We start from the raw sequence: 23,214 nt of genomic DNA, 5'->3' as shown, positions 1-23,214 counted from the left end.
GATAATAATATAAGCCTTTCGGCCTCAATCAACGAACGCCAGCCCGTTCCACAGCTCTCTCATCTCGCGTGTGGCGTCGGGATAGACCCGCTTGAAGGTTATCCTCCAGTAGCCGTTCTTGAGGTCCTCTATGTCTTCGATGTGAATTTTCACGCCGAGCCTCTCGAAGTGGGTCACCATCCTGTGGGCGATGCTTATGTTCTTCACCCTCACCGTGAAGACCTCCTCGACCTCCCCGCCGTTGGCGACTTCGTGAATGCTCTCAACGAACGGCCTCAGAAGGGCCTTTCCGAGGGCCTTGGCGTACTCGTCGAACTCCTCACCTTTAACGTGCTTTTCGGCCAGATAGAACGCGAGGCGTTTAATCCTCCCCATGAAGTAGCCGTGCGGCAGGTCGAAGAATATGTGGGAACCTATCCGGATGTCGTTTATGTTGGCGTAGGGGGTAACGTATTTCGCGATTCTCTTCATGTCGGGCGTTTTCATGACGATGCCCTCTCTCCTCTCCCGGCTGAGCCTTTCGATTAGCTCATGCAGCTCCTCAATTTTTGAACGGTCGAAGAGGCCGAAGCTCTCAACGTGACGAATACCGTACTCCTCGGCCAGGTTGAGCCTCTCCTCCACCGGGAGGCTCCTCCCCGTTCCCTTTTCCTGGATGTCAAAGAGGAAGAACTCGATGTCCTCCTTCACGTAGGGCGGCCCCTCGACGATGTACGGGCTTTCGGGCCCGGCCATCTCCCCCGCCAGGACGAGGTTTGGGTAGTCCTTGAAGAACTCCTCGTTCACAAAGTCCAGTATCCTCTCCGTCGTGAAGGGACATATGAAGCCTCCCCTTGTGAGAGCGAGAACCCTATCCCGAACCCTGACGACGCGGACGTTGTAGCCGTCCACCTTCTCCTCGACGTAGAAGGGTTTGTTCTTAAAGACCCTCTTTATACCGCTCTCCAGCTGGACGACGCGCTTTATGTGAGGAAAACCAAGAATCGCCTCCCCGTTCTCGAACACCACCGTCCCCCTGCGGAAGCCCTTCGCGGAATCGCGGAAGCGGACGTACCTTATTCCCTCGAACTCGTCCTCGACTATGCCGCCCTTGCCCTCGAGAACAAGAAGCCTGTCCTCTGGAACGCCGAGTTTGAGAAGCATGGCCTTGAAGCCTGAGCTTACCATCATCCCACCACTGGGTTTAGGGCAGCATCGTTAATAATCATTATGAATATACGGAAAAACCTGCCAGAAACTCCATCACAAGAAACGCGACAAAAGTTGGTAAAGGAAGCCCAGAGGGCTTCAGCGCTGCGCTTCAGCGCTTCATGGTCGAGAGAACCTTGCTGGTGATGTCGTTGCCTTCCTTGTCGTAGATCCTGTAGTAGGCGCTGTAGGGCAGCTTCATCTTGGCCCTGTGCATGGCGCCGAGGGCGAACTTGAGGTGGGCCTCGTTCACCCAGACAGTGATGATCTTCTGGTCCTTCTTGACGCGAGCGGCTAATCCGATCGGCTTTCCGAAGGGCCTGCGCATACCGTTTCCGTAACGGTCGGCCTTCCTTCCGGTAGCCATCGGGTTCTCACGGAGCACCTGGAAGGGGTAGACCCTTATCTTGAAGTGGTAGTTGCTCCTACCGACGTTCTTCTGAAGGTACCTGTTCACCTGGATACGGATGGCCTCGAGGGCGTTCTGCCTTATCTGCATGGCCTGCTCGGCGTGAAGGCTGACCTCGTACTCGAACTCGGCTGAGAGGTTGCCCATATCGAAGATCGTTATTCTTGGACCGGGCGCACCGCGGATGTACTTCCTCCTAGTGTAAGCGGGCTTATCAACGTCCCTATCAATCTTGGCTGGTCTCAGTCCCATACTCTCACCTCCAAATGAGCGTAAGCTAAGCCTAAACTTAGGCGAGTGCTCTCTTTTATAAAAGTTTTGGAGCCTTTGTCAAAGGGAACTTACTCCCCACCGCCTTTAAGCTTAACGCCTTGCCAGAGCAGGGCCACCGAAACCGGGGTAAATGCTAGAAGGGCGAGGTTCAGTGTTACAACCCCGTGGAGCTCGCCCAGCGAGTACGCAAAGCCGAACAGCATCCCCCCAAGGAAGGTCGAGAGGTTCTGGACGCCGTTGACGCCACCGATGGCCAGGGAGGAGCGGTGGTAGGAAGCCAGAACCTTTCTGGAAATCGGTCTGAAGCTCTGGAAGGCAAAGAGGGCAAGGAATATTCCCAGGAAAACCGTCGAGGCGGTCTTTACTGCCGCAAGGAGCGGTGAGAGCGCGGCCATTAGGGACGTGAGCAGAATCATCCGCCTCTCGCTCCTCACGTCGGCGAGCCAAGAGACGCCGTAGCTGAGCATCGCCGAGAGAAAACCCGCCCAGCCGATGAGCGTTGCGGTCGTTGCCTTCTCCATCCACAGGGCCTCGGAGACGTAGACGTAGGTTATCTCGCCGGACGTGAAGGCCACTATTACTGCCATCAGCGAGGCGATGATTAGAACCCTCTTGGGTTCAAGGCTCGGCTTTTCACCGTCGGGGGTTTTCTTCCTCTTGGGCGTTATTCTCTCGTAGAGGAGGATGTAGCTGGCCACCATTATCAGACCTGTCAGAATAAAGAACGCGGAGGAAATCCACATCTGCCCTGCCAGCCCAAGGTCTATCGTGTAGGCGTAGACGTAGTTTCCGAGGAGGGAAGCGATGCTGCCGAAGAAGAAGTAGACCGAGGTAACCCTCGCCCTTATCTCCTTCGGGGTCGCTACGGCTATGACGAACTGCGCCATCGGCCAGCTCAGACCGTTGAGAAAACCGTTGAGGAGCTTTATCCCGGCAACCTGGAACCACGTTGAGGTCAGGGGGTAGAGCTGAACCGCCAGGGCGTTTCCCATCATGGCTACCGCGCCGATATAGACGAGCCTCTTGCCCCTTTCGAGCATCAGCCCGCCAAAGACTGACGAAAATGCCCTTGCGAGCACGAACGACATCGAGACTATGGACACGGAGAGCATAGAGGCCCTGAGTATGTCGCGCGTGTAGAACGCTATGGCTGGAGTGGCGAGGCGAAAGGCTATCGTCCCGGTGAACGCCGAGATTATAAGAAGGACTATTCCAGCGAGGCGTCTTCGTTCCATCAGACCACCTTCTAAACGTTAGTGTGAAGCTTTAAAAGTCTTGGCGGTGTCGAAGGCTTTTCATGCACTCCCATCCTCCACAGAAAAAGCTTCAGAAACCCCCCGCAAAGCCTGGGAGAACCCTTTTATAGATTCCAGCTCAACTCCCGCCGAGGTGATGCTGATGGAACTCAGGTTCGAAATGGAGTATGAAGAAGCCTACAGGGAAGTTTACGAGCTCGTCAAGCCGAAGTATGGGCTCTTTACCGCCGGACCCGTTGCATGCTTCCCCGAGGTTCTCGCCATAATGAGCGTTCAGATGTTCAGCCACCGCTCGGCCGAAGCTAAGGAGGTTCACGTTGACACCCTCAACAGACTCAAGGCTTTTCTTGAAGCCGAGAAAGGCGAGATAATAATGTTCCCCAGCTCCGGAACCGGCTTCATGGAGGCGGCCGTCAGGAACACCGTGCCAAGGGGAGGAAAGGTCCTGGTCACGACGATAGGCGCCTTTGGGGACAGGTTTGCCGATGTCGTCAACGCCAACGGCAGGGAAGCCGTCATCCTGAGGAAGGAGCCTGGATACGCAATCAAGCCGGAGGAGCTCGACGAGACCCTCAGAAAGAACCCCGACGTCGTTGCGGTAACCATAACCTACAACGAGACCTCAACCGGTGTCCTCAACCCGCTCCCCGAGCTGGCGAAGGTCGTTCACGAGCACGACAAGCTACTCTTCGTCGATGCTGTCTCAGCCATGGGTGGCGCGGACATAAAGTTCGACGAGTGGGGCCTAGACATGATATTCGCCAGCTCCCAGAAGGCCTTTGGCGTCCCGCCGGGGCTCGCGGTGGCGGCCGTCAGCGAACGCGTTTTTGAGATCGCCGAGAAGATGCCCGAGCGCGGATGGTACTTCGACCTGCCGCTCTACAAGAAGTTCAACGGCAAGAAGAAGGGAACCCCCTCAACTCCCCCGCTTCCGCAGATATTCGGCCTCAACGTCGTGCTCAGGATAGTCGAGAAGATGGGCGGAAAGAAGGAATGGCTCGGCATGTACAGGAAGAGGAGCGAGACCATCCGCGAAGGCGTCAAGGAGATGGGACTCGGCGTTCTGGCTGAGCCTGGCTACGAGAGCCCGACGATTACAGCGGTCGTCGTCCCCGAGGGAATGAAGGGCGTCGACGTCTACAACGCTATGCGCGAGCGTGGCTTCGAGCTGGCCAAGGGCTACGGAAGCGTGGCGGAGAAGACCTTCAGGATTGGAAACATGGGCTACATGACCTTCGAGGACATCGAGGAGATGCTCGCCAATCTCCGCGAGGTCATAGAAAAGCTTAAGGGCTGAGCCCCCTTCTTTTTATTCTAGTGAATGTTATGGTCTCAAAGAAGTGGATAACCGCCTGGCTCATCCTGAACTTCCTCATCTTCTGGTTCGTTGGACTGGCCTCAAGCGGTTATTCCCTGGAAGGCTACATGCCGGGCCAGAGCGAGAAGATAGACCTCTACACACCGATCGTTTACACGGCCCCCAACGACAGACCCGTCGGAATTCTCTACATGGTGGACTACGACGGTGTTCTCTACTACTACATCGTCTGGGAGGATGAGTACTTCAGCAACTCGCTGATAGACAAGCTCTACCGCTTCTTCAGGGGCCTCGTTTACGGGGGCGCGACGCAGGACATAGAGGTAGTGAAGGTGAACCCAGAGAACGGCACCTTTTACTTCCAGACCTACGAGCACACCGATGTCAATGGAAAGCTCCTAGAGAACGGGAGCTGCCTGTGGGTGGATGAGAACCAGATAGTGCCGAACTGCACGGTTAACGGGACCCACATCAACGTTTACGTCGTAACCTGGAACCACATGCTGTCCCTCATCCCCGCCGAAGGCACCGAGAGGGCGGTTCTGCCTATGAAGCACATGAACCCCAACGACTACGTTGCCCTCGGAATGTTCAGGAGGACGCAGAAAACGATAGCCGGCGTCGCCGTTAACTCCCTGCTTCTGGCGGTGGTGGCTACACTCGCGTTTAATGGCCTCATGTACATCGCATGGAGAAAGGGCTACCTCACAAAAGAGGGGCAGAGAAAGGTCAGAAACGAGATAAGGGACGGTTGGAGAAAGTTAAAGGAGCGGTTGAAAAAGCGCTCTAAATAACGGGCCTGAGTTCCCCGTTCTTTACCTCGTATATGCGGTCTATGCTCTTCCTGCCGGTTCTGAAGTCCCTCTTGAGCTCGACGACTATGTCGAACTTGTCGAAGGTCTCACCGCTTATCCTGAGCCAGTGCCTGACCTCGTCCTTTATATCGTCCGTGAGGGCGAGGGAGGTCACTATGAATGCGTAATCGTCTATAAGCTCGCGGAATATTCTTGCAGCGTCAACGGTGTGAAGGGTGTCGATGACGACGTAGTCGGGATTCAAAGTCCTGATTTTTGAGATAACGTCCGAGGTGCGCCTCTCCAGGGGCTGGCTGTCGAACTGAGTATCCATGACAACGATGTTCGGCTTGAAGGGCTTGAACTCGCCGTAGGCGGTTATAACAGCGACCTTCCAGTCGTCGGGTATGAAGTGCATCAGCGCCTCAACGAGCTTGGTCTTTCCGGAGCGGCTGGAACCAACCACGAGGATGTCCTTCTTGGAGAGAATCGCGTTCTTCAGAACCTCAAACTGCTCCTCGGTTGCGGCGCCGTAGCGTATCAGGTCCTCAGGCGTGAATATGTACACTCCCATGCTTTACCACCATACAAGGTTCTCGACTGGCGTTATAACGCTATCGCCGGCGGGCTTTGACAAACGTCAAATAAAGCGCAATATATCGTCATATATTCAAAAATCATCGCAGTTACATGTCATATCTTGCCCAAAATCCAAAAGTTTTTGCACAAAGGCCATAAAGGAAAAAGTCAGTGACAAAAACTAGGTGATAGATATGAACGCTCTCCAAATTGTGACCAGAAAAATTGAACCAGTTATGGAGATACAGACGAGGATTATTGACTATATGACAGGATACATGGTGAGTGAGGGCTTCAAGTGGATGCTCCCAGTGATGCTCAGCTCCATCACCGACCCCCTCTGGCCCGATCCGGCCGCCGAAGAGGCGCTCAGACCGCCTGAGGTCGAGGTCTACGGCTCGAGACTGAGACTGACCCACAGCATGATACTCCACAAGCAGATGGCGGTGGCGATGGGAATAGATAAGCTCTTCATCCTCTCGCCTAACGTGAGGCTTGAGGGCCGCTCCGCGGACGACGGAAGGCACGCCTACGAGTTCACCCAGCTCGACTTCGAGATAGCCCATGCCAGCATGGACGACGTGATGAGCCTCATCGAGGGCCTCATCAGCGGGCTCTTTAAGGAAGCAAGAAGCTGGGGGCTCGAGAGGGAGGTGCCCAAAGTCAAGCCGCCCTTCAAGCGCTTCACCCTGGAGGAGATAGAGGAGAAGTTCGGGGACGAGGACGAGGCCAGCAAGGCCATGAAGGAACCCTTCTGGGTGACCGACATCAAGAGGGAATTCTACGACAGGGAGGACCCGGAAAAGCCCGGCCACTTCAGGAACTACGACCTCTACCTGCCAGAGGGCTACGGCGAGGTCTCGAGCGGCGGTGAGAGGGAGTGGGAGTACGAGGTCATCGTCAGAAAGATGAAGAGCGCCGGGATAAGCCTTGAGGCATTCAGACCGTACCTTGAAGTGGCCAAGGCAGGTCTCCTGAGGCCCAGCGCCGGGGCCGGAATCGGCGTCGAGAGGCTAATCCGCTACATGGTGGGGGCAAAGCACATAGCTGAGGTGCAGCCGTTCCCGAGGATTCCGGGTGTCCCGGCCGTTATCTGAGGCCCCCAAAACCCATTTAAACCCTTCTTCCCCACTCCTTTTGGGGATTTCTATGAGAAAAAGCCTGTTTCCCTCGTTAAGAAGGTTTAAGGCCTACCTGAACACCGCGAGCCTCGGCCTGATGCCGTCAACCGCGATTCTTGAGGCAACAAAGCTCCTCAACGACGTTATCGAGTTCAAAGGGGAGGTCAACTCAGTCGACTACATGGACGAGGTCGTTCTGAAGCCGCTGTTAGATGAGGCGGCAAGGCTGATGAAGGTTAACCCGGAGAACGTCGGCCTCTCGATACAGACGACCGAGGGACTTAGAAGAATACTCCTGGCAATGAAGCCCAAGAGGGGGCAGAACATCGTCTCGCTGGACACGGAGTTTCCAACCGTGCCCGCGCTTCTCAAGAGCTACTCGAAGAGGTTCGGCCTCGAGCTGAGGGTCGTGGAGAACAGGAACGGGGTTCACAGCCTAGAGGACATCGAAAAGGCAATAGACGACAACACCTTTGCGGTAGTCTTAAGCTCCGTCAACTGGGTCACCGGGCAGCGGCTCAACCTCAGGGAGCTTTCGAGGATGGCTCACGAACACGGCGCCTGGCTGATAGTTGACGCCGTCCAGCACCTCGGGGTTCTGAGGTTGTTCCCGGAGAAGGAGGGCGTTGATGCGCTTTCAGCGGGCGGTGAAAAATGGCTCCTCAGCCCAGACACTGGGGCGGGCCTAATCTACGTCTCGGACGAGCTTCTAGATGAGATGAAGCCGATAACCGGCCTGCTGAACAACGAACCGCCGACGGGTGAATGGGGCAGCTGGTGGGGACTGCCCGAGAAGGACCCCTGGGGTGAGTTGAAACCTGCTGAAGGCGTCAAGAAGCTCGACTTCGGCGGCGGAGCCCCGTATCTCATAGCCGCGGCGTTTAAAGCCTCGCTGAAGCTGATAAACGAGATAGGCATCGAAGAGATAGAACGACACAACCTCCGACTGGCGGGCAGAATAAGGGACGAAGCCTTGAACGCCGACCTTGAGGTTCTCGCGGAGGGTTCCTCGATAGTCACAATAAAAACAGGGTTGAGCTACGAGGAAGAGGAAAGACTGTATCAGAAGCTCGCCGCGGAGGGGATTTCAGTCAGCCACCGCGGCGTTCTCGGCCACTACGGGATAAGGGCCTCGCCGCATCTCTACAACACGCTGGATGACGTCGAGATGTTCCTGGAGGAGCTGTTCACGGTTATGGGACGCTGAGCTTAAGGAGAGTTCCTTTTTCGTTTAATGCCTGAACCACCAATGCCTTCAAGGTCTCTCAGATCCCATGCAAGCCACTTCTCTCCTTCCAGCTTTTCTTTGCCTTCGATGCTTTTCGCCACCACTCCATACCACTTCTCCCATCCCCCCAGACCTACAAGCTCCGCCCTCCTCTCCAGCCTATTCAAAATCCCCCTCGCTTTCCTCTCGCTTAAGCCTTTCCACTTTACCTCAACGAATAGGGCCTTTTTCTCCCGCTCGTTTAAGGCAACGAGGTCAATCTCCTCGCTCTTGTGCCACCAACGGCCGATTTTCGTAAAGCGGAACGGAAGCTTTCCTGCCCTGTTCAATCTGAGCAAAAACTGCCTTGCAACGTCCTCAAAGACAACGCCAGTGTACGCCGGAAGGTCCTCCATAACGAGACCCACGAGAAGCTCCCCCTGCCCTGTCTCAATTAAGTCAGAGTTTGGGTGGACGTAACGGAACCAAAAGGAAAAATAAGGATCGTTGATGTAGTATCGTCCCTTCCGGCTCTTCCTGCTCGCAGTTACAGGGACTTCACGCCTCACCAGTTCAAGCTCGATTAGAACGGAGAGATACTTTCCAATCAATGACCTCTCAAGGCCGGTCTCAGTCATTATTTCTCCAAGCGAAGTTTTCCCCCTTGCGATGGCTTCCATTATAGCGAAGTAGTTCCTTGGCTCTTCAAGCTCTTCCCTGAGAATGAAGAGCGCATCACCGTACAGGAAGGAGTCGGGTCTAAAGTAGTCTCGCAGGTTCTCCTCAAGGCTCTTCCCATCGCTGAACTCGAGGAGATAGGCCGGTGTCCCGCCGAGAATGCCGTAGGCTTTCATAAACTCTTCGATCGGGTATCCCAAAAGGAACGACCTTGCGTTGAAAAAGTCGAGCGGTCGGAGCCTTAGCTGACCGGTTCGCCTGCCGTAGAGGGGGCTCTTGTAGCCTAGAAGCCTTTCCATCATGGAAACGCTGGAACCACAGATGATTAAGAAAATTCTCCCCTCCGAGAGCTTCAAATCCCAGTACTCCTGTAGAATGGAGGGCAGCGCTTTATCCCCCTTAACGAGGTACGGGAACTCATCTATGACGAGGATGAGCCTCTTCTCCTTAGATCTCTGGTGGAGGTATTCAAAGAACGCGTCCCAGCTTTGGAAGGGATTCTTTCTCAGGAGTTCGTCGTTAAACACCTCCGCTAGCCTCTCGGAAAACCTCCTGAGGTTTTCGACTTTGCTCGTCTCCCTCGCTAGGAGGTAAACGCCACCGTTTCTTCTGAGGAACTCAAGGAGGAGTGTCGTCTTCCCTATCCTTCTCCTGCCATAGACGACTACGAATTCCGCTTTCCCATTTTTGAGCCTCTCCTCCAAAAGCCCCAGCTCTTCACGCCTGTCCACAAACATTTTACTCCACAGTAATTTACTCACAGGTAAACTATTTAAATGTTTTGAAAACAGGTGCATGCCGCCGGAAGGGAAGTAAAAAAGGGCCCACAGAAAGGGAAAATCAGGAGAAGAAGAGCTCAAAAACCCTGCTGGCCTCTTCAACGGCCCTTCCTACCCTCAGCTCCATCCTAAAGGCATTGGTCACGGTTCCCTCCCTGGCTGCCCAGAGGCCCGCCGGGAGCACCAGTACGTCACCCGGCAGCTTCCTTTCCGTCCTTCCGATGACAACGTAGGCTTCAGCCTCAGGTATTCCGGTTATCCCGGCTTTGATGAGCCCCGCCGCGTTAACGCCGGGATAGAGTATCAGCGTCGGAACATCGAGAGGTTCTTCCCCCTCAAGTATCGCAACGTCGTAACCCCCCTCAACGATTTCCTTGCCCTTCAGGAGTATCTTAAGGAGCGGGAACTTATCCACGCTTGCCTTCAGGAGAACCCTTTTGGCGTTTCTGATGTCCTCCAGCGTAGCCGTGGAGAGGCCTCCACTCACGGTTGAACCTATTGGAATGCCCTTCTCCTCCGCAAAGGCCTTGAGCCTGGCGATTTCTTCATTCGTCAGTTCAGGAGTCAGTACCAGGGCGTAGCTCCTCTCGGCCATGAAGCGCTTTGCCTCCTCCCAGCTCACGGGCCTCCCGTTAAGGAGCGGTTGAGTAAGATCCTCGGCCCACGGCCTGGCGAAGCGGCAGTAGTCGCAGAGGTGCCCGTTCCATGAGTTTTCCACCCTCGAAGCCCTCACGAGCATGCCGTCGTAAACCTCCACGTTCATCTCGCAGGCGAAGGAACAGCCGTTGCAAACGGTCTTGACGGGCTTCGTCTTCCACGGGCCGGGTTTGACGAAGGGGAGCTTCTCCGTTATTGCCCCAACCGGGCAGAGGTCTATCATCTCCCCGATGAATCTGCCGTCCATGTTTCCAAGGGTCTCTCCGAGCGGCGGCGAGATCCTCGTCTTGAATCCGCGGAAGAGGTAGTCGAGGACTCCCTCTCCAGCAACCTCGTGGGTGAAGTTGACGCACTGGCCGCAGAGGACGCACTTGTTGTTGTCGAGCGTCACCCATGGGTGGCTCTCGTCGATTTCGAACTTGTTCTGCTCGCCCTCGAAGGCGTACTGCTCGGCACCGTAAAGCGTCGCGTACTCCCTCAGCTTGCAGCGGAAGACCTCCATACAGCCGCAGCTCATACAGCGCTGGGCCTCCTCAAGAACCTGCTCCTCGGTTAAGGCCGGCTCGACCTCCTCGAAGGTCTTCTTCCTCCTCTCGGGGTCGAGGAGCTTCACCTTCGCCCTCGGCTTCCTCTCAACGTGCTCGTAGTCCCTCTCCGTCACCTTCTTCCAGTGGTTGTAGGGCCTGAGGTCGAAGAGAACCCTGTAAAGGTCATCATCGCTTAAGACTTCCTCGATGTGCTTCTCGGGCTCGGTAAGCACGTTCTTAGCCTTATCAAGCTTGCCCTTGAGGTAGAGGTCTATCATTATCGCGGCCCTTCTTCCCGTTGCTATGCTCTCGATGACCGTTGACGGCCCGAGGACGAGGTCGCCACCGGCGAAAACTCCGGGAACGCTCGTCTGGAGCGTCACCTCATCAACGAGAGCCTTACCGCGCTTCGCCTCGATGCCAAGGCTCTTGAGGAACTCCTCGTCGCAGTACTGGCCTATGGCGAGGATAACGTTGTCCGCTTTAACGCGGAACTCCGAACCCTCGATCGGTATCGGCCTCCTCCTTCCGCTTGAATCCGGCTCGCCGAGACGCATCTTGATGAGCTCTACCTCCCCGACCTTCCCGTCTCCGAGAATCTTCACAGGGTTGGTGAGGAACATGAACTCCACGCCTTCCTCCATGGCCTCCTCGACTTCGCGTTCGTTGGCGGGCATTTCCGCCTTCGAACGGCGGTAAACGACGGTAACCTTTGCACCGAGCCTCAGAGCCGTCCGAGCAACGTCCATGGCGGTGTTTCCGCCGCCGACTACTATGACGCGCTCCCCGAGCTCGACCTTCTCGCCCATATTGACCTTCCTGAGGAACTCTATACCGTGCATCACTCCCTCAAGCTCCTCGCCCGGAATCCCCATCGTTCTGCTTCTCCACGCTCCGACACCGAGGAATACGGCATCGTACTTCTCGCGGAGCTCCTCAAGGGTTACGTCCCTTCCGAGGGCGGTGTTGGTCTTCACCTCTATTCCAGTGTTGATTACGGTCGCTATGTCCTTGTCCAGAACGTCCCTCGGCAGCCTGTAGGGCGGAATGCCGTAGCGGGTCATTCCGCCGAGTTCCGGCATCGCCTCGATTATGGTCACCTCATGCCCCATCGTCCTGAGGTAGTAGGCGCAGGCAAGGCCCGCTGGCCCACCGCCGACGACGGCTATTCTCTTTCCGGTAGAGGGCGGAATCTCGGGCATCCACGGACCGTGCTCGAGGTCGTAGTCGGCCGCGTATCTCTTCAACTGCCTTATCGCGAGGGGCTCCTCCACGAGGTTTCTCCGGCAGGCATCCTCACAGAAGGCCGGGCAGACCCTTCCGAGGACCGCCGGGAGGATATACTTCTCCTTCATCAGCTTGACGGCCTCGTGGTACTTGCCCATGGCTATCAGCGCGAGATATCCTTGCACGTCGCTGTGGGCCGGACAGCCGTCCTGACAGGGGCCGATACAGTCGCCGTAGTGGTCCGAGAGGATGAGCTCAAGTGCCGTCTTCCTCATCGAAACGACTTCGTCGCTGAGGGTCTCTACCTCCAGTCCCTCCATCGGTTTGAGGGTACAAGAGGTGGTGACGCCCCTCTTGGTGGAGACGAGGCAGAGCCTGCAGGAGCCGTAGGGGTTAAGCTCGTTCGTGTAGCAGAAGCCGGGAATGTGCTCCCCAATCTCACGGAGGAAGTCTATGATCGGCTTCCCCTCCGGAGCGTCGAGTTCCTTACCGTTGACTATGATTTTGACCATTTCACTCACCCCCCGCATCGACTATCTCTATGGCATTGAACCGGCACACCTCGTAGCAGGTTCCGCACTTGATGCACTCCTCCTGGTTGATGACGTGGGGCTTGAGCCTCTCGCCGCTTATCGCCTTCACCGGACAGAAGATCGCACATGCCGTACAGCCGGTGCACTTGTCGGCGATGATGACATACTTGATGAGCGGCTTGCAGACCTTGGCAGGACAGCGTCCTTCGATGTGGGCCAGGTATTCGTTCCTGAAGTAGCGGAGCGTTGTGAGAACAGGATTCGGGGCGGTCTGTCCGAGGCCGCAGAGCGAACCCGCTTTGACCTGATAGGCAAGCCGTTCGAGCTTTTCGAGGTCTTCCTCCGCTGCCTCGCCCTTGGTGAACTTGTCGAGGATCTCCCACATCCTTTTGGTACCCAAACGGCAGAAGGTGCACTTTCCGCAGGACTCCTTCACCGTGAAGTCGAGGAAGAACTTGGCGACGTCGACCATACAGGTGTCCTCGTCCATGACGACCATTCCGCCGCTCCCCATTATCGCGCCAGTAGCGTTCACGCTCTCGTAGTCAACGGGCGTGTCGAAGAGGTACTCCGGGATGCAGCCGCCCGACGGACCGCCGAGCTGAACGGCTTTAATCCTCTTGCCGGTCTTAGTTCCCCCGCCTATCTCGTAGAGTATCTCCCTCAGCGTCATTCCCATAGGCACTTCGACGTTTCCGCCGTGCTTTATCTTACCTGAAAGGGCGAAGACCTTCGTTCCCTTGCTCTTCTCGGTTCCTATCGAGGCGTAGGCTTCCCAGCCGTGCTTGATTATCCACGGCACGTTCGCCCACGTTTCCACGTTGTTGATGTTGGTGGGCTTGCCCCAGAGACCCTTTTGGGCCGGATAAGGCGGCCTCGGCCTCGGCATTCCGCGCTTGCCCTCTATCGAGGCTATCAAAGCGGTTTCCTCACCGCAGACGAACGCTCCGGCACCTTCCTTGATGACGATGTCGAAGGAGAACCCGCTTCCGAGGATGTTCTCACAGAGGAAGCCCCTCTCGCGCGCCTGCTTCAGCGCTATCTTCAGCCTCCTTATGGCGAGCGGGTACTCGGCGCGGACGTAGATAAAGCCCTTGGTTGCTCCAATCGCATAGGCGCCGATTATCATGCCCTCGATTACCCTGTGCGGGTCGCCCTCAAGGACGTTCCTGTCCATGAAGGCTCCGGGGTCGCCCTCGTCGGCGTTGCACACGATGTACTTGACGTCGCCCTTGGCTTCCCTCGCGAACTTCCACTTCAGGCCGGTCGGGAATCCTGCTCCGCCCCTCCCCCTCAGGCCGGACTTCATGATGACGTCTATTATCTCCTCCGGCTCCATCGTGAGGGCCTTTTTCAGCGCCTCGTAGCCGCCAGTCTGGATGTACTCGTCGATGTTCTCGGGGTCTATGTAGCCGGAGTTTTCGAGCACTATCTTCTTCTGCTTGGCGAAGTAGCCATCAACGTCCCAGGTTTTCCTCTCGCCGTTCTCCCACCAGTCGCGCTTGACTATCCACTCCTCGACGGGCCTTCCGTTGATGACGTGCTCCTCTATAATCCTCGGAACCTTCTTCGGGTCGACGTGGCCGTATGTGATTATCTCATCATCGGTAATTATGTCAACGAGGGGCTCGCGGTAGCACATACCGACGCAGCCGACTATCTTGAGCTTCACGTCGAGGTTTCTCTTCTCAAGCTCAGCCTTTATGGCCTCGTAGGTTTCTCTCGCGCCGGCGGCTATCCCGCAGGAGTTCATGCCGACCGCTATGGCTTTGATTTCAGACATCGAGCTTCCCCTCCCTGAGCTTTCTCATCAGTTTCCTGACTTTATCCGGCGTGAGCTTGCCGAAGACCTTGTCGTTTATCATTATGACCGGTGCCAAGCTGCAGCATCCGAGACAGGCGACGCGCTCAAGCGTCACGAGGCCGTCCTCGGTTGTCTGCCCCTCTTCAATTCCAAGCTCCTCAGTTATGGCCTGGGATATATTGACGGCACCGTTGACGTGGCATGCTGTTCCGTGGCAGATTTTGACGACGTATTTTCCGAGGGGCTCGAAGCGGAACTGGGCGTAGAAAGTCGCGACGCCGTAGACCCTGCTGAGCGGGACACCGACGTAGTTCGCGATCTCCTCAAGGGCCTCCCTGGGAAGGTAACCGAAGCGCTCCTGGGTTCTCTGGAGAAGAGGGATTAGGGAACTCGGTTCCGGCGGATAAGAGCGCATGTAATCGAACGAGGCTTCCATCTCGCATCACCACGGGATTTTCTCAAAAGAGTCTCAACTTTAATGTTTATAAGCGTGCACTAAAGTACAAGTTTGTAACATCTGGTTGGTAACCATTCGTTTGAAAAATTCTTAAATCAATTCTTTACAAACTTAAAATTGTAATCCCATTTAAGGCGGTGATGCCCTTGAGATATATAAAATTGCCCTCCGAAAACTTTGGGAAGTTCTTCAAGTCCCTTGGGGAATGGGGTACCTTGTATGCCCCGGTCAAAAGAGGGGGCATCTATTCTTTCCAAGAAGTGCACGACCCGGCGGAGATAGCGCTGGACTACAACAGAACCATGCTTCCGCCGAAGAAGTTTTTCTTCAGACCCAAAGAGGCTATTCTCAGGCTGAAAAACGGCCGCTGGGAGGAAGAAGTCGAAGCAGAACCGACGGTTCTCTTCGGGCTCCACTCCTGTGACATTCACGGTCTTAAGATACTCGACAAGATATACCTCGACGAGCCGGCCGATCCGTACTACAAGAGCAGGCGCGAGAAGACTTTAATAATAGGAATAAGCTGTATGCCCGACGAGTACTGCTTCTGCAAGAGCCTCGGGACGCACTTCGCAATGGACGGCTTCGACCTGTTTCTCCACGAGCTTCCCGACGGCTGGCTGGTCAGAATCGGGAGCGTCCGCGGCCACGAGATAGTCTGGGAGAACGGTGAGCTGTTCGAGGAGGTGACCGACGAAGACCTCGCCAACTTCAAAGAGTTTGAGGAGAAGCGCGCGAAAGCCTTCCAGAAGGAGCTTCCACAGGAAGGCCTCGCCGACATGCTCGATTTAGCGTACAACAGCCCCGTGTGGAAGAAGTACGCGGACATCTGTCTCACCTGCGGCAACTGCAACATGGTCTGCCCGACGTGCCGCTGCTACGAGGTCTGCGACCGCTGGATGGACGCCTACAGCTCGGTGCGCGAGAGGCGCTACGACTCATGCTTCATGGAGAACCATGGACTCGTTGCTGGAGGCCACAACTTCAGGCCTACGCGATTGGACCGCTTCAGGCACAGATACTACTGCAAGAGCTACTTCGACCCCACGGCGGGCTACAACTGCGTCGGCTGCGGCCGTTGCGACGAGTTCTGCCCGGCGAAGATAGAGCACGTTAAGGTTCTTGAAGAGGTAAGGGGGTCCCTGAAATGAGCGAGAACCCGTACCAGACGTACGACGCAAGGATTCTCGAAGTGAAGGACTTAACGTCGAGGGAGAAGCTCTTCACACTGCGCTTCCTCGACCCCGAGGTTGAGGCCAAGTTCAACTTCAAGCCGGGGCAGTTCGTCATCGTTGACATCCGCGGCTTTGGAGAGTTCCCGATAAGCATCTGCTCCTCGCCCACGAGGAGGGGCTACCTCCAGCTCTGCATCAGAAAGGTCGGCAGGATGACCAAGTTCGTCCACAAGATGAAGGAAGGGGACGTCGTGGGGATCCGCGGGCCCTACGGAAACGGATTCCCCATGGAGAAGATGGAGGGCTCCAACCTGATACTCGTTGCAGGTGGCCTCGGGATGGCACCCCTCCGCTCGGTACTCTGGTACGCAATCGACACCGGCAAGTATGAGAACGTTTGGTTGCTCTACGGAACCAAAGCCTACGAGGACATACTGTTCCGCGACGAGATAATACACCTCCTGAAGCACGGCGAGGCCATGAACTGCTCGGTAAAGCTGGCATACGAGGTTGAGAGCCCATCGTGCATCTACCTCGAACAGGGCTTCTCAGACAGGGTGTGCAAAGGTGTCGTCACAGACCTCTTCAGGGGCGAGGAGTTCGACGTTAACAAGGCCTACGCCCTCATCTGCGGCCCGCCGGTTATGTACAAGTTCGTCATAAGGGAGCTCCTAGACAGAAAGCTCTCACCGGGCAGGATTTACATGACCCTAGAGAGGCGCATGCGCTGCGGAGTCGGCAAATGCGGCCACTGCGTCGTCGGAACCAGCGTCTCCATGAAGTACATCTGCCAAGACGGCCCGGTCTTCACGTACTGGGACGCTCTCTCCACGAGGGGGTTGATATGATGGACAAGCTCAAGTTGGGGGTTTTCGAGCTTACCGACTGCGGCGGCTGTGCCCTCAACATGCTCTTCCTCTACGAGAAGCTCTTCGACCTCCTCGAATTCTACGAGATAACCGAGTTCCACATGGCAACGAGCCTCAGCGAGGGGAACCACTACGACGTCGCCCTCGTAACCGGAACCGTCTCGACCCAGCGCGACCTGAACCTGCTCAAAGAGGCGAGAAACCACTCGGAGTACCTCATCGCCCTCGGAACCTGCGCAACCCACGGCTCGGTCCAGGCGAGCGTTGAACTCCCCATCAGGGAGAAGCTGAAGGCAGTCTATGGGGACGACGGCAACCCGATGCGCGCCCTCGACTCCAAGCCGGTCGTCGAATACGTAGCCGTTGATTTCGCCCTTCCTGGATGCCCGTACGACAAAAACGAGGTCTACCAGGTGCTCATGGACATAGCCAAGGGCATCGAGCCCGTCAGGAAGGACTACCCCGTCTGCCTTGAGTGCAAGCTCAACGAGTACGAGTGCGTGCTGGTAAAGAAAGGCCTCCCCTGCCTCGGCCCGATAACCTACGGCGGCTGCAACGCCGTCTGCGTGCGCTCGGGTCTGGGATGCATCGGCTGCCGCGGTCCGCTGCCCGGAGAAGTGAACCCTGCCGGGGAGTACGAGATACTCAAGGAGCTCAGCTACGATGATGAGTACATCGTAAGGAAGTTCAAGACCTTCGCGAGGTGGGAGCCATGATAATCGAACTCCGCGAGTTCACGAGGGTTGAGGGCAACGGAAAGGCCGAGATAGTCATCGAGGACGGCGAGGTAAAGGACGTCAGGCTTAAGATCATCGAGGGGCCGAGATTCTTCGAGCTTCTGACCCTTGGAAGGCACTACTACGACGTTCCTGACCTCGAGGCCAGGATATGCGCCATCTGCTACCTCTCCCACAGCGTCGCATCAGTCCTCGGGATAGAGCGGGCCTTCGGCGTTGAAGTCCCGGAGGAGATAGCCCTCATCAGGGAGCTCGGACTCATAGGCGAACTGCTTGAGAGCCACGCGCTACACCTGTACCTCCTCGTTGCGCCGGACGTGTTTGGCTATCCCGACGCCATAAGGATGGCCACGAAGCACGGGGAGCTGGTGAAAGAGGGCCTCGCCCTGAAGGGCTTCGGCAACAGGATAAGGGTGATGGTAGGCGGCAGGGAGATACACGGAATAAACGTCAAGCCCGGCGGCTTCGGCAGGTATCCAACGGTGGAGGAGCTCGAGAGGGTGGAGACGGAAAGCGAAGCCCTCCTCAGGCTGGCCAGGAGGGCTGTGAGGCTCTTCACTCAACTGGATCCCTACGGCGCCCAGGCAAAGCACTTCGTTGCCACCGACGGCTACCTCTGGGGCGAAAAGCTGGTCTCGGACGAGGAAGGGGAGTTCCACTACACAGAGAGGATAGAGGAACGCTCCCTCGTTTACAGCTTCGCCAAGCAAAGCCGCTACAAGGGCGAGGCCTTCTTCGTCGGAGCGCTGCCGAGGCTGCTCCTCAAGTCGGAGATGCTCACCCCCAGGGCCAAGAGGCTCTTTGAGGAGCACAGGGGAAAACTGGAGACCGGCTACGTCAGCTACAACAACCTGGCCCAGGCGATAGAGCTTGTCTACTCCCTCGAGAGGGCAAACGAGATAGCGAAGACCCTTCTCGACAGGGGCATCGAAGGGGAGAACATCCCGGTTGAGCCCCGGGAGGGCGAGGGGATAGGCTACGTCGAGGCCCCGAGGGGTGTTCTGATACACCACTACAGGATAGACGGAAGCGGCAACATCGCTTACTCCAACATAATAACCCCAACCGCGCTGAACCACGCGATGATGGAGGCCAGCCTGCTGGAAGAGGCAAGGAAATTGTACGGTGAGGCCGACGAGAGGGCGATGATAGGAAGGCTCGAGGAGACCGTCAGGGCATTCGACCCGTGCATCTCCTGCTCCGTGCACCTGGTGAAGCTCTGAAGCGTTGTTTTTTATTTTAATTTAGTCTAAAACCTCAAATCCAGTGCACAAACCTCAGATTCTCCCAAAATGTTTATATCACTCCATGGTAAAACTCTGAACGGTGAGAACCATGGAGCAGCTCGAGGAGCTTTTCAGGATAGTCGATCTGGTACAGTCCGGGGAGAGCGTTCTCGTGAAGTACCATCCATCCTACGCACCCGAGTTCCTCGTTCTTTTGCTGATGGAGTACGGGAGGAAGAGGGACGTCCCGATAGTCATAGACGATAATTTTGATTCCCTTCACGTGCTTCAGAAGCACCTCAGGTTCTGGGGAATCGAGGAGGATTTCAACGATGCACTCGTCGTGAAATCGGGCGGCAGGATAAACGTTGGAAACGTCATAGCCAACGTGGAGTTCAGCTCGGAGCCGCTTGTTTACATAAAAAAGTATGAAGAGACCATGAAAAATGCACTCGCCGAAATTAACGACTCCATAAACATTGCCCTCGGCCTAGAAAGGCTCTTTGCCTTTATCCACAGCCCCAGGGAGTACTATCTGTTCATAACTGAACTTCAGAAGATGCTCGGGAACACGAAGAGAAAGGCGGCGTACCTGATGAACACGGAGGTGGCCTCAACCCTGGAGTTCAACCCCCTGCCGGAGCTGGAGTACATAGCGAGCACCGTTGTGGAGATAACCCCCACCCCGGTCAGTGCAAAGGTCACCTTCCTGAAAACACCGGTAAGGGAACTCCTGGGGAGGGAGTACGAGGTGAGCCTGGAGGTGATGCTCGATGCTTTCCACGGAAAGGGTCTATGAGTACCTGGACAGCGTCTTTTTCGGCGATGTGATCCTAGTGGAGAACGAATCCCCCTACGGGACCGCTCTGATGACCCGCCTGATAGCGGAGTACGGAAGAAAGAAGGGGGTACCCGTTTACGTGGACGACATCCTGGACTCACTTCACGTAGTCAGGGAACATCTCCGATTCCTTGGAATAGATGAGGATTTTACAGACGTCAGCGTCATAAAAACAGGCGGGGTCAAGAGCATCGGAAACGTCGTGGCGAGGATAGGCATAGAGAGCGACGCCGCCAGGTATCTGAACCAGCACAGAGCGGCCCTCAAAAAAGCGGCCCCCGGCAAGAGGTACATACACATAACCCTCGGCATAGAGAGGCTGTTCGCATTCTTTGAAAGCAAACGCGAGTTCTACATGATGACCGGAGCCATAAAGGAGCGGCTTGGGGACGAGAGCCATGTCTCGTTCTACATACTGAACAGAAGTGTAGTTTCCGCCCTCAGAACCAACCCGATACCGGAGCTGGAGGAGATAGCCACAACCGTCGTAAGGATTCAGCTGCGGAACAAGCGGCACGCCCTCGTCTTCGCCAAGGGGCCTACCCTTCGGATAGTCGACGGCGACATGATAGCATACCTGGACGGGAGTGCAAGGTGAGAACATGGGAATACTGGACCGGCTGTTCGGCAGGGCCAGAAACGGGGGAGATGTTCAGATCGCCTCCCGAAAGCCCGCGGGCAGGTTCCAGGTGGTTGGGGTAACATACGTCCTCGGAAAGCAGGTTTTGGGCGGCGTTGTGCTTGAGGGCGTCATATACCCAGGCTACAAGCTCAAGGGTGGGGGAATAGCGCTCGTGAGGGAGATACACCTCCAGAACAGGAAGGTAGATTTCGTCGTGGAGCACGACGAAGCGGCCCTGGTTCTCGAGGGAACGCTGAAGGTCAAAGAGGGTGAAATCATAGAAGTTTACCAGTCGTGAGGTGATGGCATGATAATCTGGGACGACCACTTCCACGTTGACCCATACAAGGGCCTCTTTCTTGAGGCCGTGAGGCAGTTCCACAGGGCAGGAGGGACACATCTCGTCGTCGTCTACAAAACCGCCCACGACTACGGCTTCCCGGGACTGAATGCGGAGGACTTCATGAGGGCAATGGACTTCCACATCGGGCTCGTCGAGAGAATCAACGAGGAAACGCCCGTCAAGGCCTATGCCGTCGTTGGTGTGCACCCTGCGGAGTTCGTTTATCTTGCGGAGCAGAAAGGCCTTGAATACGCCAAAAACGAGGTCATGAAGGCCCTCGAATACGCCCAGAGGCTCTGCCTTGAGGGGAAGGCCATAGCCATAGGCGAGATAGGCAGGCCGCACTACGAGGTGAGCGAAGAAATCTGGAACGCCAGCATCGAGCTGATGAAGTACGGGATGAGCCTTGCCAAGGAAGCCGACTGCGCGGTTCAGCTCCACACCGAGAGCTTCGACGAGGAGAAGTTCAGGGAGCTTGGGGAGTACGTGAGGGAAGTTGGAATAAAGCCGTATAAGGTCGTCAAACACTTCTCGCCGCCCCTCGTGAAGGTGGCCGAGGAGGTCGGAGTCTTCCCGAGCATAATAGCCAGCAAGAAGAACATTAAAGCGGCAATAGAGCAGGGAAACAGGTTCATGATGGAGACGGACTACATAGACGACAAGAGACGGCCGGGAGCGGTTCTCGGGCCGAAGACCGTGCCGAAGAGAACGAAGGCATTCCTCCAGAACGGCTTATTCACAGAGGAGGACGTTTACAAGATCCACGTGGAGAACCCGAGAAAGGTATATGAGGTAGAGGTTGAGGAGGATTAAACCTCCGCCCGCTTCACCACCCTCACAATCCCGGGTTCGCCGATTTCTCCCTCCACCTCGAAGATCTTGCCCAGAAACTGCTCCACAACCCAGACGTTTGTGACGAGGTGGCTGGTGATCTCCGTTACCCCTATCTCGCCGCCGGCGAAGGCCAGGAACGGTATCAGCTGGTCGCCTAGGAACCTGTCAACCGCTTTTCCACCAGTCAGCTGGTCGAGGAGCTCATCGGCGGCTTCCCTGCCGACAACTTCGGCAGGCTTTCCGCGCTTTCCAAGGGCGTCTCCGCCGAGTCTCAGCGAATCGGTTTCCGCCCAGATGACGATACCGCTTCCCGGCCCGAGGGAGCGCGATACCTCGGTCTCTATCTCCACGGGGGCGCTGTAAAGCTCCTCAAGCCTCTCCTCGGCAGCCCTCGCCTGTCTCTCGGCGACGTGGGGGGGTAGATTGGTGGCATGGCTTATCCCTGCGAAGCGCTCTATCCTACTCCACTCAATGGCCTTCAGGGGTTTCCTCTCCTCCCAGGGCTCGACCCTCCCGGTGACCAGCCCGCCGCCCTTCGGGTAGTGGCCGCGCCTCTTGAGGTCCATCTCGGCCTTAATCCCCATCTTCCCAAGGGCGTAGAGCGTTACGTTCTTCAGATAATCGACCGGCGGGCTCCAGGGGACGTCAGTTCCGCCGGTTATCTCAAAGCTTCCACCGATGAATGCCATCGCCGGCAGCAGTGCCTGAAGGACAAGGGTCACACTGCCGGCGGTCTTTATCGGAACGCGGATGCGCTTTGGCCCTGCCTCCCCCGGGACGAACTCAAGAAGGGTCGAGCCAACCTGGGCACCCTTAACCCTCGCGCCGCTCAGCTCCTTCAGGGCCAGAATTCCGTGGAGGTGCTGCGGTCTGAGACCGGGGTTTGGCCTGTTAGCGCGAATCTTGACGACTTTAACGGGCTTTCCGGTGATGACGGAGAGAGCTATGGCGGTCCTCAGTATCTGCCCTCCACCCTCACCGTAGGAACCGTCTATCACTATCACCCCTCTCACCGTTATTAGTTTCGGCGGGACCGCTAAAAACCTTGCCGAAAGGCTTTTACTCTACGGAACGAATTTCAGGCGGTGCGAGTATGGACGAACTTGAGTTCTGCATCAAGAGCATGAGCTATCCCCTGGGAATGCTCCTGGAGGGGTCCGGAAGAAGACATGGAGAATTCGTCAGGGTAACGTGAAACTGCATCACCCTCCCGGAGATTCCCTTCGCCGCCCTCTGCTACCTCACAGGAATAGCCCTCTACGACTCCCTCGACTTCGTGGACAAAAAGCGTCTTCAAAACGACTATAGGGCCATTGAACGGTTCCGAAGGAAGATGCTGGGCTCGAAGCTCGGGGACGTTCTCAGGCCCTATATAGAAAGTCCCGGACGCCACATATTCCCCGGGGAGAGGCTGGCGATAGACTGGCTGGAGTTTGAGGCGAGGAGAAAGAAAGTTGAACCGTACCTCGAGAGGATAGTGGAGCTTGAAAAAACCGCCGGAAGCAGAGAGGGTCTGCTGAAAGGAACGGAGTTTCTCGGCGAGCTTAGCCCGGACCAGGGGCTTCTGCTTGTGTACATCGCGGAGGACGAAAAGCTCCAGGGACTGATAAACGCGGCCCTCGGAAAGAACAATCCCCAATTCAGGGAGGCCGTGATTCGATACTTCAAGGCTCTCCAAGGTTGAGTCGCACCGCGAGGGCCAGGGCCTCCCTCTCCCCCAGACCCCTCTTCTCCACGAGCACCCTGACAAGGCGCGCGAG

The 23,214-nt window shown here is 56.4% G+C and carries 22 protein-coding genes; 13 read left to right on the top strand and 9 right to left on the bottom strand.

Annotated elements, in window-relative coordinates:
• Window positions 1-24 precede the first annotated feature (24 nt).
• The 3 genes from APY94_RS01105 to APY94_RS01095 form a co-directional block, all read right to left on the bottom strand.
• Window positions 25-1,167, bottom strand: coding sequence for an RNA ligase (locus tag APY94_RS01105; protein WP_058937888.1), 1,143 nt, complete (start codon window positions 1,165-1,167; stop codon window positions 25-27).
• A 133-nt stretch (window positions 1,168-1,300) separates the two neighbouring features.
• The gene (locus tag APY94_RS01100; protein ID WP_058937887.1) at window positions 1,301-1,849 is read right to left on the bottom strand and encodes a 50S ribosomal protein L16; all 549 of its coding nucleotides are present in this window, start codon (window positions 1,847-1,849) and stop codon (window positions 1,301-1,303) included.
• An 89-nt stretch (window positions 1,850-1,938) separates the two neighbouring features.
• Window positions 1,939-3,105: an MFS transporter gene (locus tag APY94_RS01095; protein ID WP_058937886.1), complete on the bottom strand. Its 1,167-nt coding sequence runs from the start codon at window positions 3,103-3,105 to the stop codon at window positions 1,939-1,941.
• Window positions 3,106-3,268: 163 nt separating this feature from the next.
• Here APY94_RS01095 and APY94_RS01090 point away from each other — a divergent pair, with 163 nt between their 5' ends.
• Together APY94_RS01090 and APY94_RS01085 are read left to right on the top strand one after the other, a co-directional pair.
• Window positions 3,269-4,423 (top strand): pyridoxal-phosphate-dependent aminotransferase family protein, encoded by a 1,155-nt coding sequence (locus APY94_RS01090; RefSeq protein WP_058937885.1) that lies wholly within the window; start codon window positions 3,269-3,271, stop codon window positions 4,421-4,423.
• A 29-nt stretch (window positions 4,424-4,452) separates the two neighbouring features.
• On the top strand, window positions 4,453-5,238 hold the full coding sequence (locus tag APY94_RS01085; RefSeq protein WP_058937884.1) for a hypothetical protein: 786 nt from the start codon (window positions 4,453-4,455) through the stop codon (window positions 5,236-5,238).
• On the opposite strand, the gene APY94_RS01080 is transcribed toward APY94_RS01085, so the two are convergent.
• Window positions 5,231-5,812 carry a P-loop NTPase family protein gene (locus APY94_RS01080; RefSeq protein WP_058937883.1) on the bottom strand — a complete coding sequence of 194 codons (582 nt, stop codon included), beginning with the start codon at window positions 5,810-5,812 and terminating at the stop codon, window positions 5,231-5,233. The two genes, APY94_RS01085 and APY94_RS01080, sit on opposite strands and share 8 nt — an antisense overlap.
• 199 nt (window positions 5,813-6,011) lie before the next feature.
• On the opposite strand from APY94_RS01080, the gene APY94_RS01075 reads away from it, so the two are divergent.
• Both APY94_RS01075 and APY94_RS01070 read left to right on the top strand, forming a co-directional pair.
• Complete coding sequence (locus APY94_RS01075) at window positions 6,012-6,914, top strand: asparagine synthetase A (RefSeq protein WP_058937882.1); 903 nt, start codon at window positions 6,012-6,014, stop codon at window positions 6,912-6,914.
• A 52-nt stretch (window positions 6,915-6,966) separates the two neighbouring features.
• Entirely contained in the window at window positions 6,967-8,145 is a 1,179-nt protein-coding gene (locus tag APY94_RS01070) for an aminotransferase class V-fold PLP-dependent enzyme (RefSeq protein WP_058937881.1), read from the top strand.
• Window positions 8,146-8,147: 2 nt separating this feature from the next.
• On the opposite strand, the gene APY94_RS01065 is transcribed toward APY94_RS01070, so the two are convergent.
• From APY94_RS01065 to nuoE, 4 genes are all read right to left on the bottom strand, one after another.
• Complete coding sequence (locus APY94_RS01065; RefSeq protein WP_058937880.1) at window positions 8,148-9,560, bottom strand: ATP-binding protein; 1,413 nt, start codon at window positions 9,558-9,560, stop codon at window positions 8,148-8,150.
• 103 nt (window positions 9,561-9,663) lie between these two features.
• Window positions 9,664-12,525, bottom strand: coding sequence for an NAD(P)-binding protein (locus APY94_RS01060; protein WP_058937879.1), 2,862 nt, complete (start codon window positions 12,523-12,525; stop codon window positions 9,664-9,666).
• 1 nt (window position 12,526) lies between these two features.
• Window positions 12,527-14,329 carry an NADH-quinone oxidoreductase subunit NuoF gene (nuoF, locus tag APY94_RS01055; RefSeq protein WP_058937878.1) on the bottom strand — a complete coding sequence of 601 codons (1,803 nt, stop codon included), beginning with the start codon at window positions 14,327-14,329 and terminating at the stop codon, window positions 12,527-12,529.
• Window positions 14,322-14,786 (bottom strand): NADH-quinone oxidoreductase subunit NuoE, encoded by a 465-nt coding sequence (nuoE, locus tag APY94_RS01050; protein ID WP_058937877.1) that lies wholly within the window; start codon window positions 14,784-14,786, stop codon window positions 14,322-14,324. The genes nuoF and nuoE overlap by 8 nt, the downstream gene beginning before the upstream one ends.
• Before the next feature lie 167 nt (window positions 14,787-14,953).
• Between nuoE and shyB the strand changes: the two genes are divergently transcribed.
• From shyB to APY94_RS01010, 8 genes are all read left to right on the top strand, one after another.
• Window positions 14,954-15,958 carry an NAD(P)-dependent hydrogenase/sulfhydrogenase 2 subunit beta gene (shyB, locus tag APY94_RS01045; protein ID WP_058937876.1) on the top strand — a complete coding sequence of 335 codons (1,005 nt, stop codon included), beginning with the start codon at window positions 14,954-14,956 and terminating at the stop codon, window positions 15,956-15,958.
• Window positions 15,955-16,830, top strand: coding sequence for an NAD(P)-dependent hydrogenase/sulfhydrogenase 2 subunit gamma (shyC, locus tag APY94_RS01040; RefSeq protein ID WP_058937875.1), 876 nt, complete (start codon window positions 15,955-15,957; stop codon window positions 16,828-16,830). The genes shyB and shyC overlap by 4 nt, the downstream gene beginning before the upstream one ends.
• Entirely contained in the window at window positions 16,827-17,567 is a 741-nt protein-coding gene (gene shyD / locus APY94_RS01035) for an NAD(P)-dependent hydrogenase/sulfhydrogenase 2 subunit delta (RefSeq protein WP_058937874.1), read from the top strand. Before shyC ends, shyD begins: the two co-directional genes overlap by 4 nt.
• Window positions 17,564-18,811: an NAD(P)-dependent hydrogenase/sulfhydrogenase 2 subunit alpha gene (gene shyA / locus APY94_RS01030; RefSeq protein WP_058937873.1), complete on the top strand. Its 1,248-nt coding sequence runs from the start codon at window positions 17,564-17,566 to the stop codon at window positions 18,809-18,811. The genes shyD and shyA overlap by 4 nt, the downstream gene beginning before the upstream one ends.
• A gap of 112 nt (window positions 18,812-18,923) precedes the next feature.
• On the top strand, window positions 18,924-19,613 hold the full coding sequence (locus APY94_RS01025) for a DUF257 family protein (RefSeq protein WP_058937872.1): 690 nt from the start codon (window positions 18,924-18,926) through the stop codon (window positions 19,611-19,613).
• Complete coding sequence (locus APY94_RS01020) at window positions 19,588-20,253, top strand: DUF257 family protein (RefSeq protein WP_058937871.1); 666 nt, start codon at window positions 19,588-19,590, stop codon at window positions 20,251-20,253. The genes APY94_RS01025 and APY94_RS01020 overlap by 26 nt, the downstream gene beginning before the upstream one ends.
• Window positions 20,254-20,257: 4 nt before the next feature.
• Complete coding sequence (gene pbp11 / locus APY94_RS01015; RefSeq protein ID WP_058937870.1) at window positions 20,258-20,575, top strand: tRNA-binding protein Pbp11; 318 nt, start codon at window positions 20,258-20,260, stop codon at window positions 20,573-20,575.
• Window positions 20,576-20,584: 9 nt separating this feature from the next.
• Complete coding sequence (locus APY94_RS01010) at window positions 20,585-21,433, top strand: TatD family hydrolase (RefSeq protein WP_058937869.1); 849 nt, start codon at window positions 20,585-20,587, stop codon at window positions 21,431-21,433.
• On the opposite strand, the gene rtcA is transcribed toward APY94_RS01010, so the two are convergent.
• Window positions 21,430-22,458: an RNA 3'-terminal phosphate cyclase gene (gene rtcA, locus APY94_RS01005; protein ID WP_058937868.1), complete on the bottom strand. Its 1,029-nt coding sequence runs from the start codon at window positions 22,456-22,458 to the stop codon at window positions 21,430-21,432. The genes APY94_RS01010 and rtcA overlap by 4 nt on opposite strands.
• A gap of 329 nt (window positions 22,459-22,787) precedes the next feature.
• On the opposite strand from rtcA, the gene APY94_RS13545 reads away from it, so the two are divergent.
• Window positions 22,788-23,138 carry a hypothetical protein gene (locus tag APY94_RS13545; protein WP_245610368.1) on the top strand — a complete coding sequence of 117 codons (351 nt, stop codon included), beginning with the start codon at window positions 22,788-22,790 and terminating at the stop codon, window positions 23,136-23,138.
• Window positions 23,139-23,214 lie beyond the last annotated feature (76 nt).

The organism is Thermococcus celericrescens (genome assembly GCF_001484195.1).
Taxonomy (GTDB): domain Archaea; phylum Methanobacteriota_B; class Thermococci; order Thermococcales; family Thermococcaceae; genus Thermococcus; species Thermococcus celericrescens.
The sequence above is the reverse complement of the archived record's forward strand: the minus strand, read 5'-3'. Positions and strand labels throughout refer to the sequence as shown.

What these genes read in the sequence shown, in the direction of transcription:
- APY94_RS01060 (WP_058937879.1), bottom strand. Translation starts at nt 12,525, where the DNA reads ATGGTCAAAATCATAGTCAACGGTAAGGAACTCGACGCTCCGGAGGGG.
- APY94_RS01075 (WP_058937882.1), top strand. Translation starts at nt 6,012, where the DNA reads ATGAACGCTCTCCAAATTGTGACCAGAAAAATTGAACCAGTTATGGAG.
- APY94_RS01085 (WP_058937884.1), top strand. Translation starts at nt 4,453, where the DNA reads ATGGTCTCAAAGAAGTGGATAACCGCCTGGCTCATCCTGAACTTCCTC.
- nuoE (WP_058937877.1), bottom strand. Translation starts at nt 14,786, where the DNA reads ATGGAAGCCTCGTTCGATTACATGCGCTCTTATCCGCCGGAACCGAGT.
- shyC (WP_058937875.1), top strand. Translation starts at nt 15,955, where the DNA reads ATGAGCGAGAACCCGTACCAGACGTACGACGCAAGGATTCTCGAAGTG.
- APY94_RS01020 (WP_058937871.1), top strand. Translation starts at nt 19,588, where the DNA reads ATGCTTTCCACGGAAAGGGTCTATGAGTACCTGGACAGCGTCTTTTTC.
- nuoF (WP_058937878.1), bottom strand. Translation starts at nt 14,329, where the DNA reads ATGTCTGAAATCAAAGCCATAGCGGTCGGCATGAACTCCTGCGGGATA.
- APY94_RS01025 (WP_058937872.1), top strand. Translation starts at nt 18,924, where the DNA reads ATGGAGCAGCTCGAGGAGCTTTTCAGGATAGTCGATCTGGTACAGTCC.
- APY94_RS01095 (WP_058937886.1), bottom strand. Translation starts at nt 3,105, where the DNA reads ATGGAACGAAGACGCCTCGCTGGAATAGTCCTTCTTATAATCTCGGCG.
- APY94_RS01065 (WP_058937880.1), bottom strand. Translation starts at nt 9,560, where the DNA reads ATGTTTGTGGACAGGCGTGAAGAGCTGGGGCTTTTGGAGGAGAGGCTC.
- APY94_RS01010 (WP_058937869.1), top strand. Translation starts at nt 20,585, where the DNA reads ATGATAATCTGGGACGACCACTTCCACGTTGACCCATACAAGGGCCTC.
- APY94_RS01100 (WP_058937887.1), bottom strand. Translation starts at nt 1,849, where the DNA reads ATGGGACTGAGACCAGCCAAGATTGATAGGGACGTTGATAAGCCCGCT.
- pbp11 (WP_058937870.1), top strand. Translation starts at nt 20,258, where the DNA reads ATGGGAATACTGGACCGGCTGTTCGGCAGGGCCAGAAACGGGGGAGAT.
- APY94_RS13545 (WP_245610368.1), top strand. Translation starts at nt 22,788, where the DNA reads ATGCTGGGCTCGAAGCTCGGGGACGTTCTCAGGCCCTATATAGAAAGT.
- APY94_RS01090 (WP_058937885.1), top strand. Translation starts at nt 3,269, where the DNA reads ATGGAACTCAGGTTCGAAATGGAGTATGAAGAAGCCTACAGGGAAGTT.
- APY94_RS01070 (WP_058937881.1), top strand. Translation starts at nt 6,967, where the DNA reads ATGAGAAAAAGCCTGTTTCCCTCGTTAAGAAGGTTTAAGGCCTACCTG.
- shyA (WP_058937873.1), top strand. Translation starts at nt 17,564, where the DNA reads ATGATAATCGAACTCCGCGAGTTCACGAGGGTTGAGGGCAACGGAAAG.
- APY94_RS01080 (WP_058937883.1), bottom strand. Translation starts at nt 5,812, where the DNA reads ATGGGAGTGTACATATTCACGCCTGAGGACCTGATACGCTACGGCGCC.
- APY94_RS01105 (WP_058937888.1), bottom strand. Translation starts at nt 1,167, where the DNA reads ATGGTAAGCTCAGGCTTCAAGGCCATGCTTCTCAAACTCGGCGTTCCA.
- shyD (WP_058937874.1), top strand. Translation starts at nt 16,827, where the DNA reads ATGATGGACAAGCTCAAGTTGGGGGTTTTCGAGCTTACCGACTGCGGC.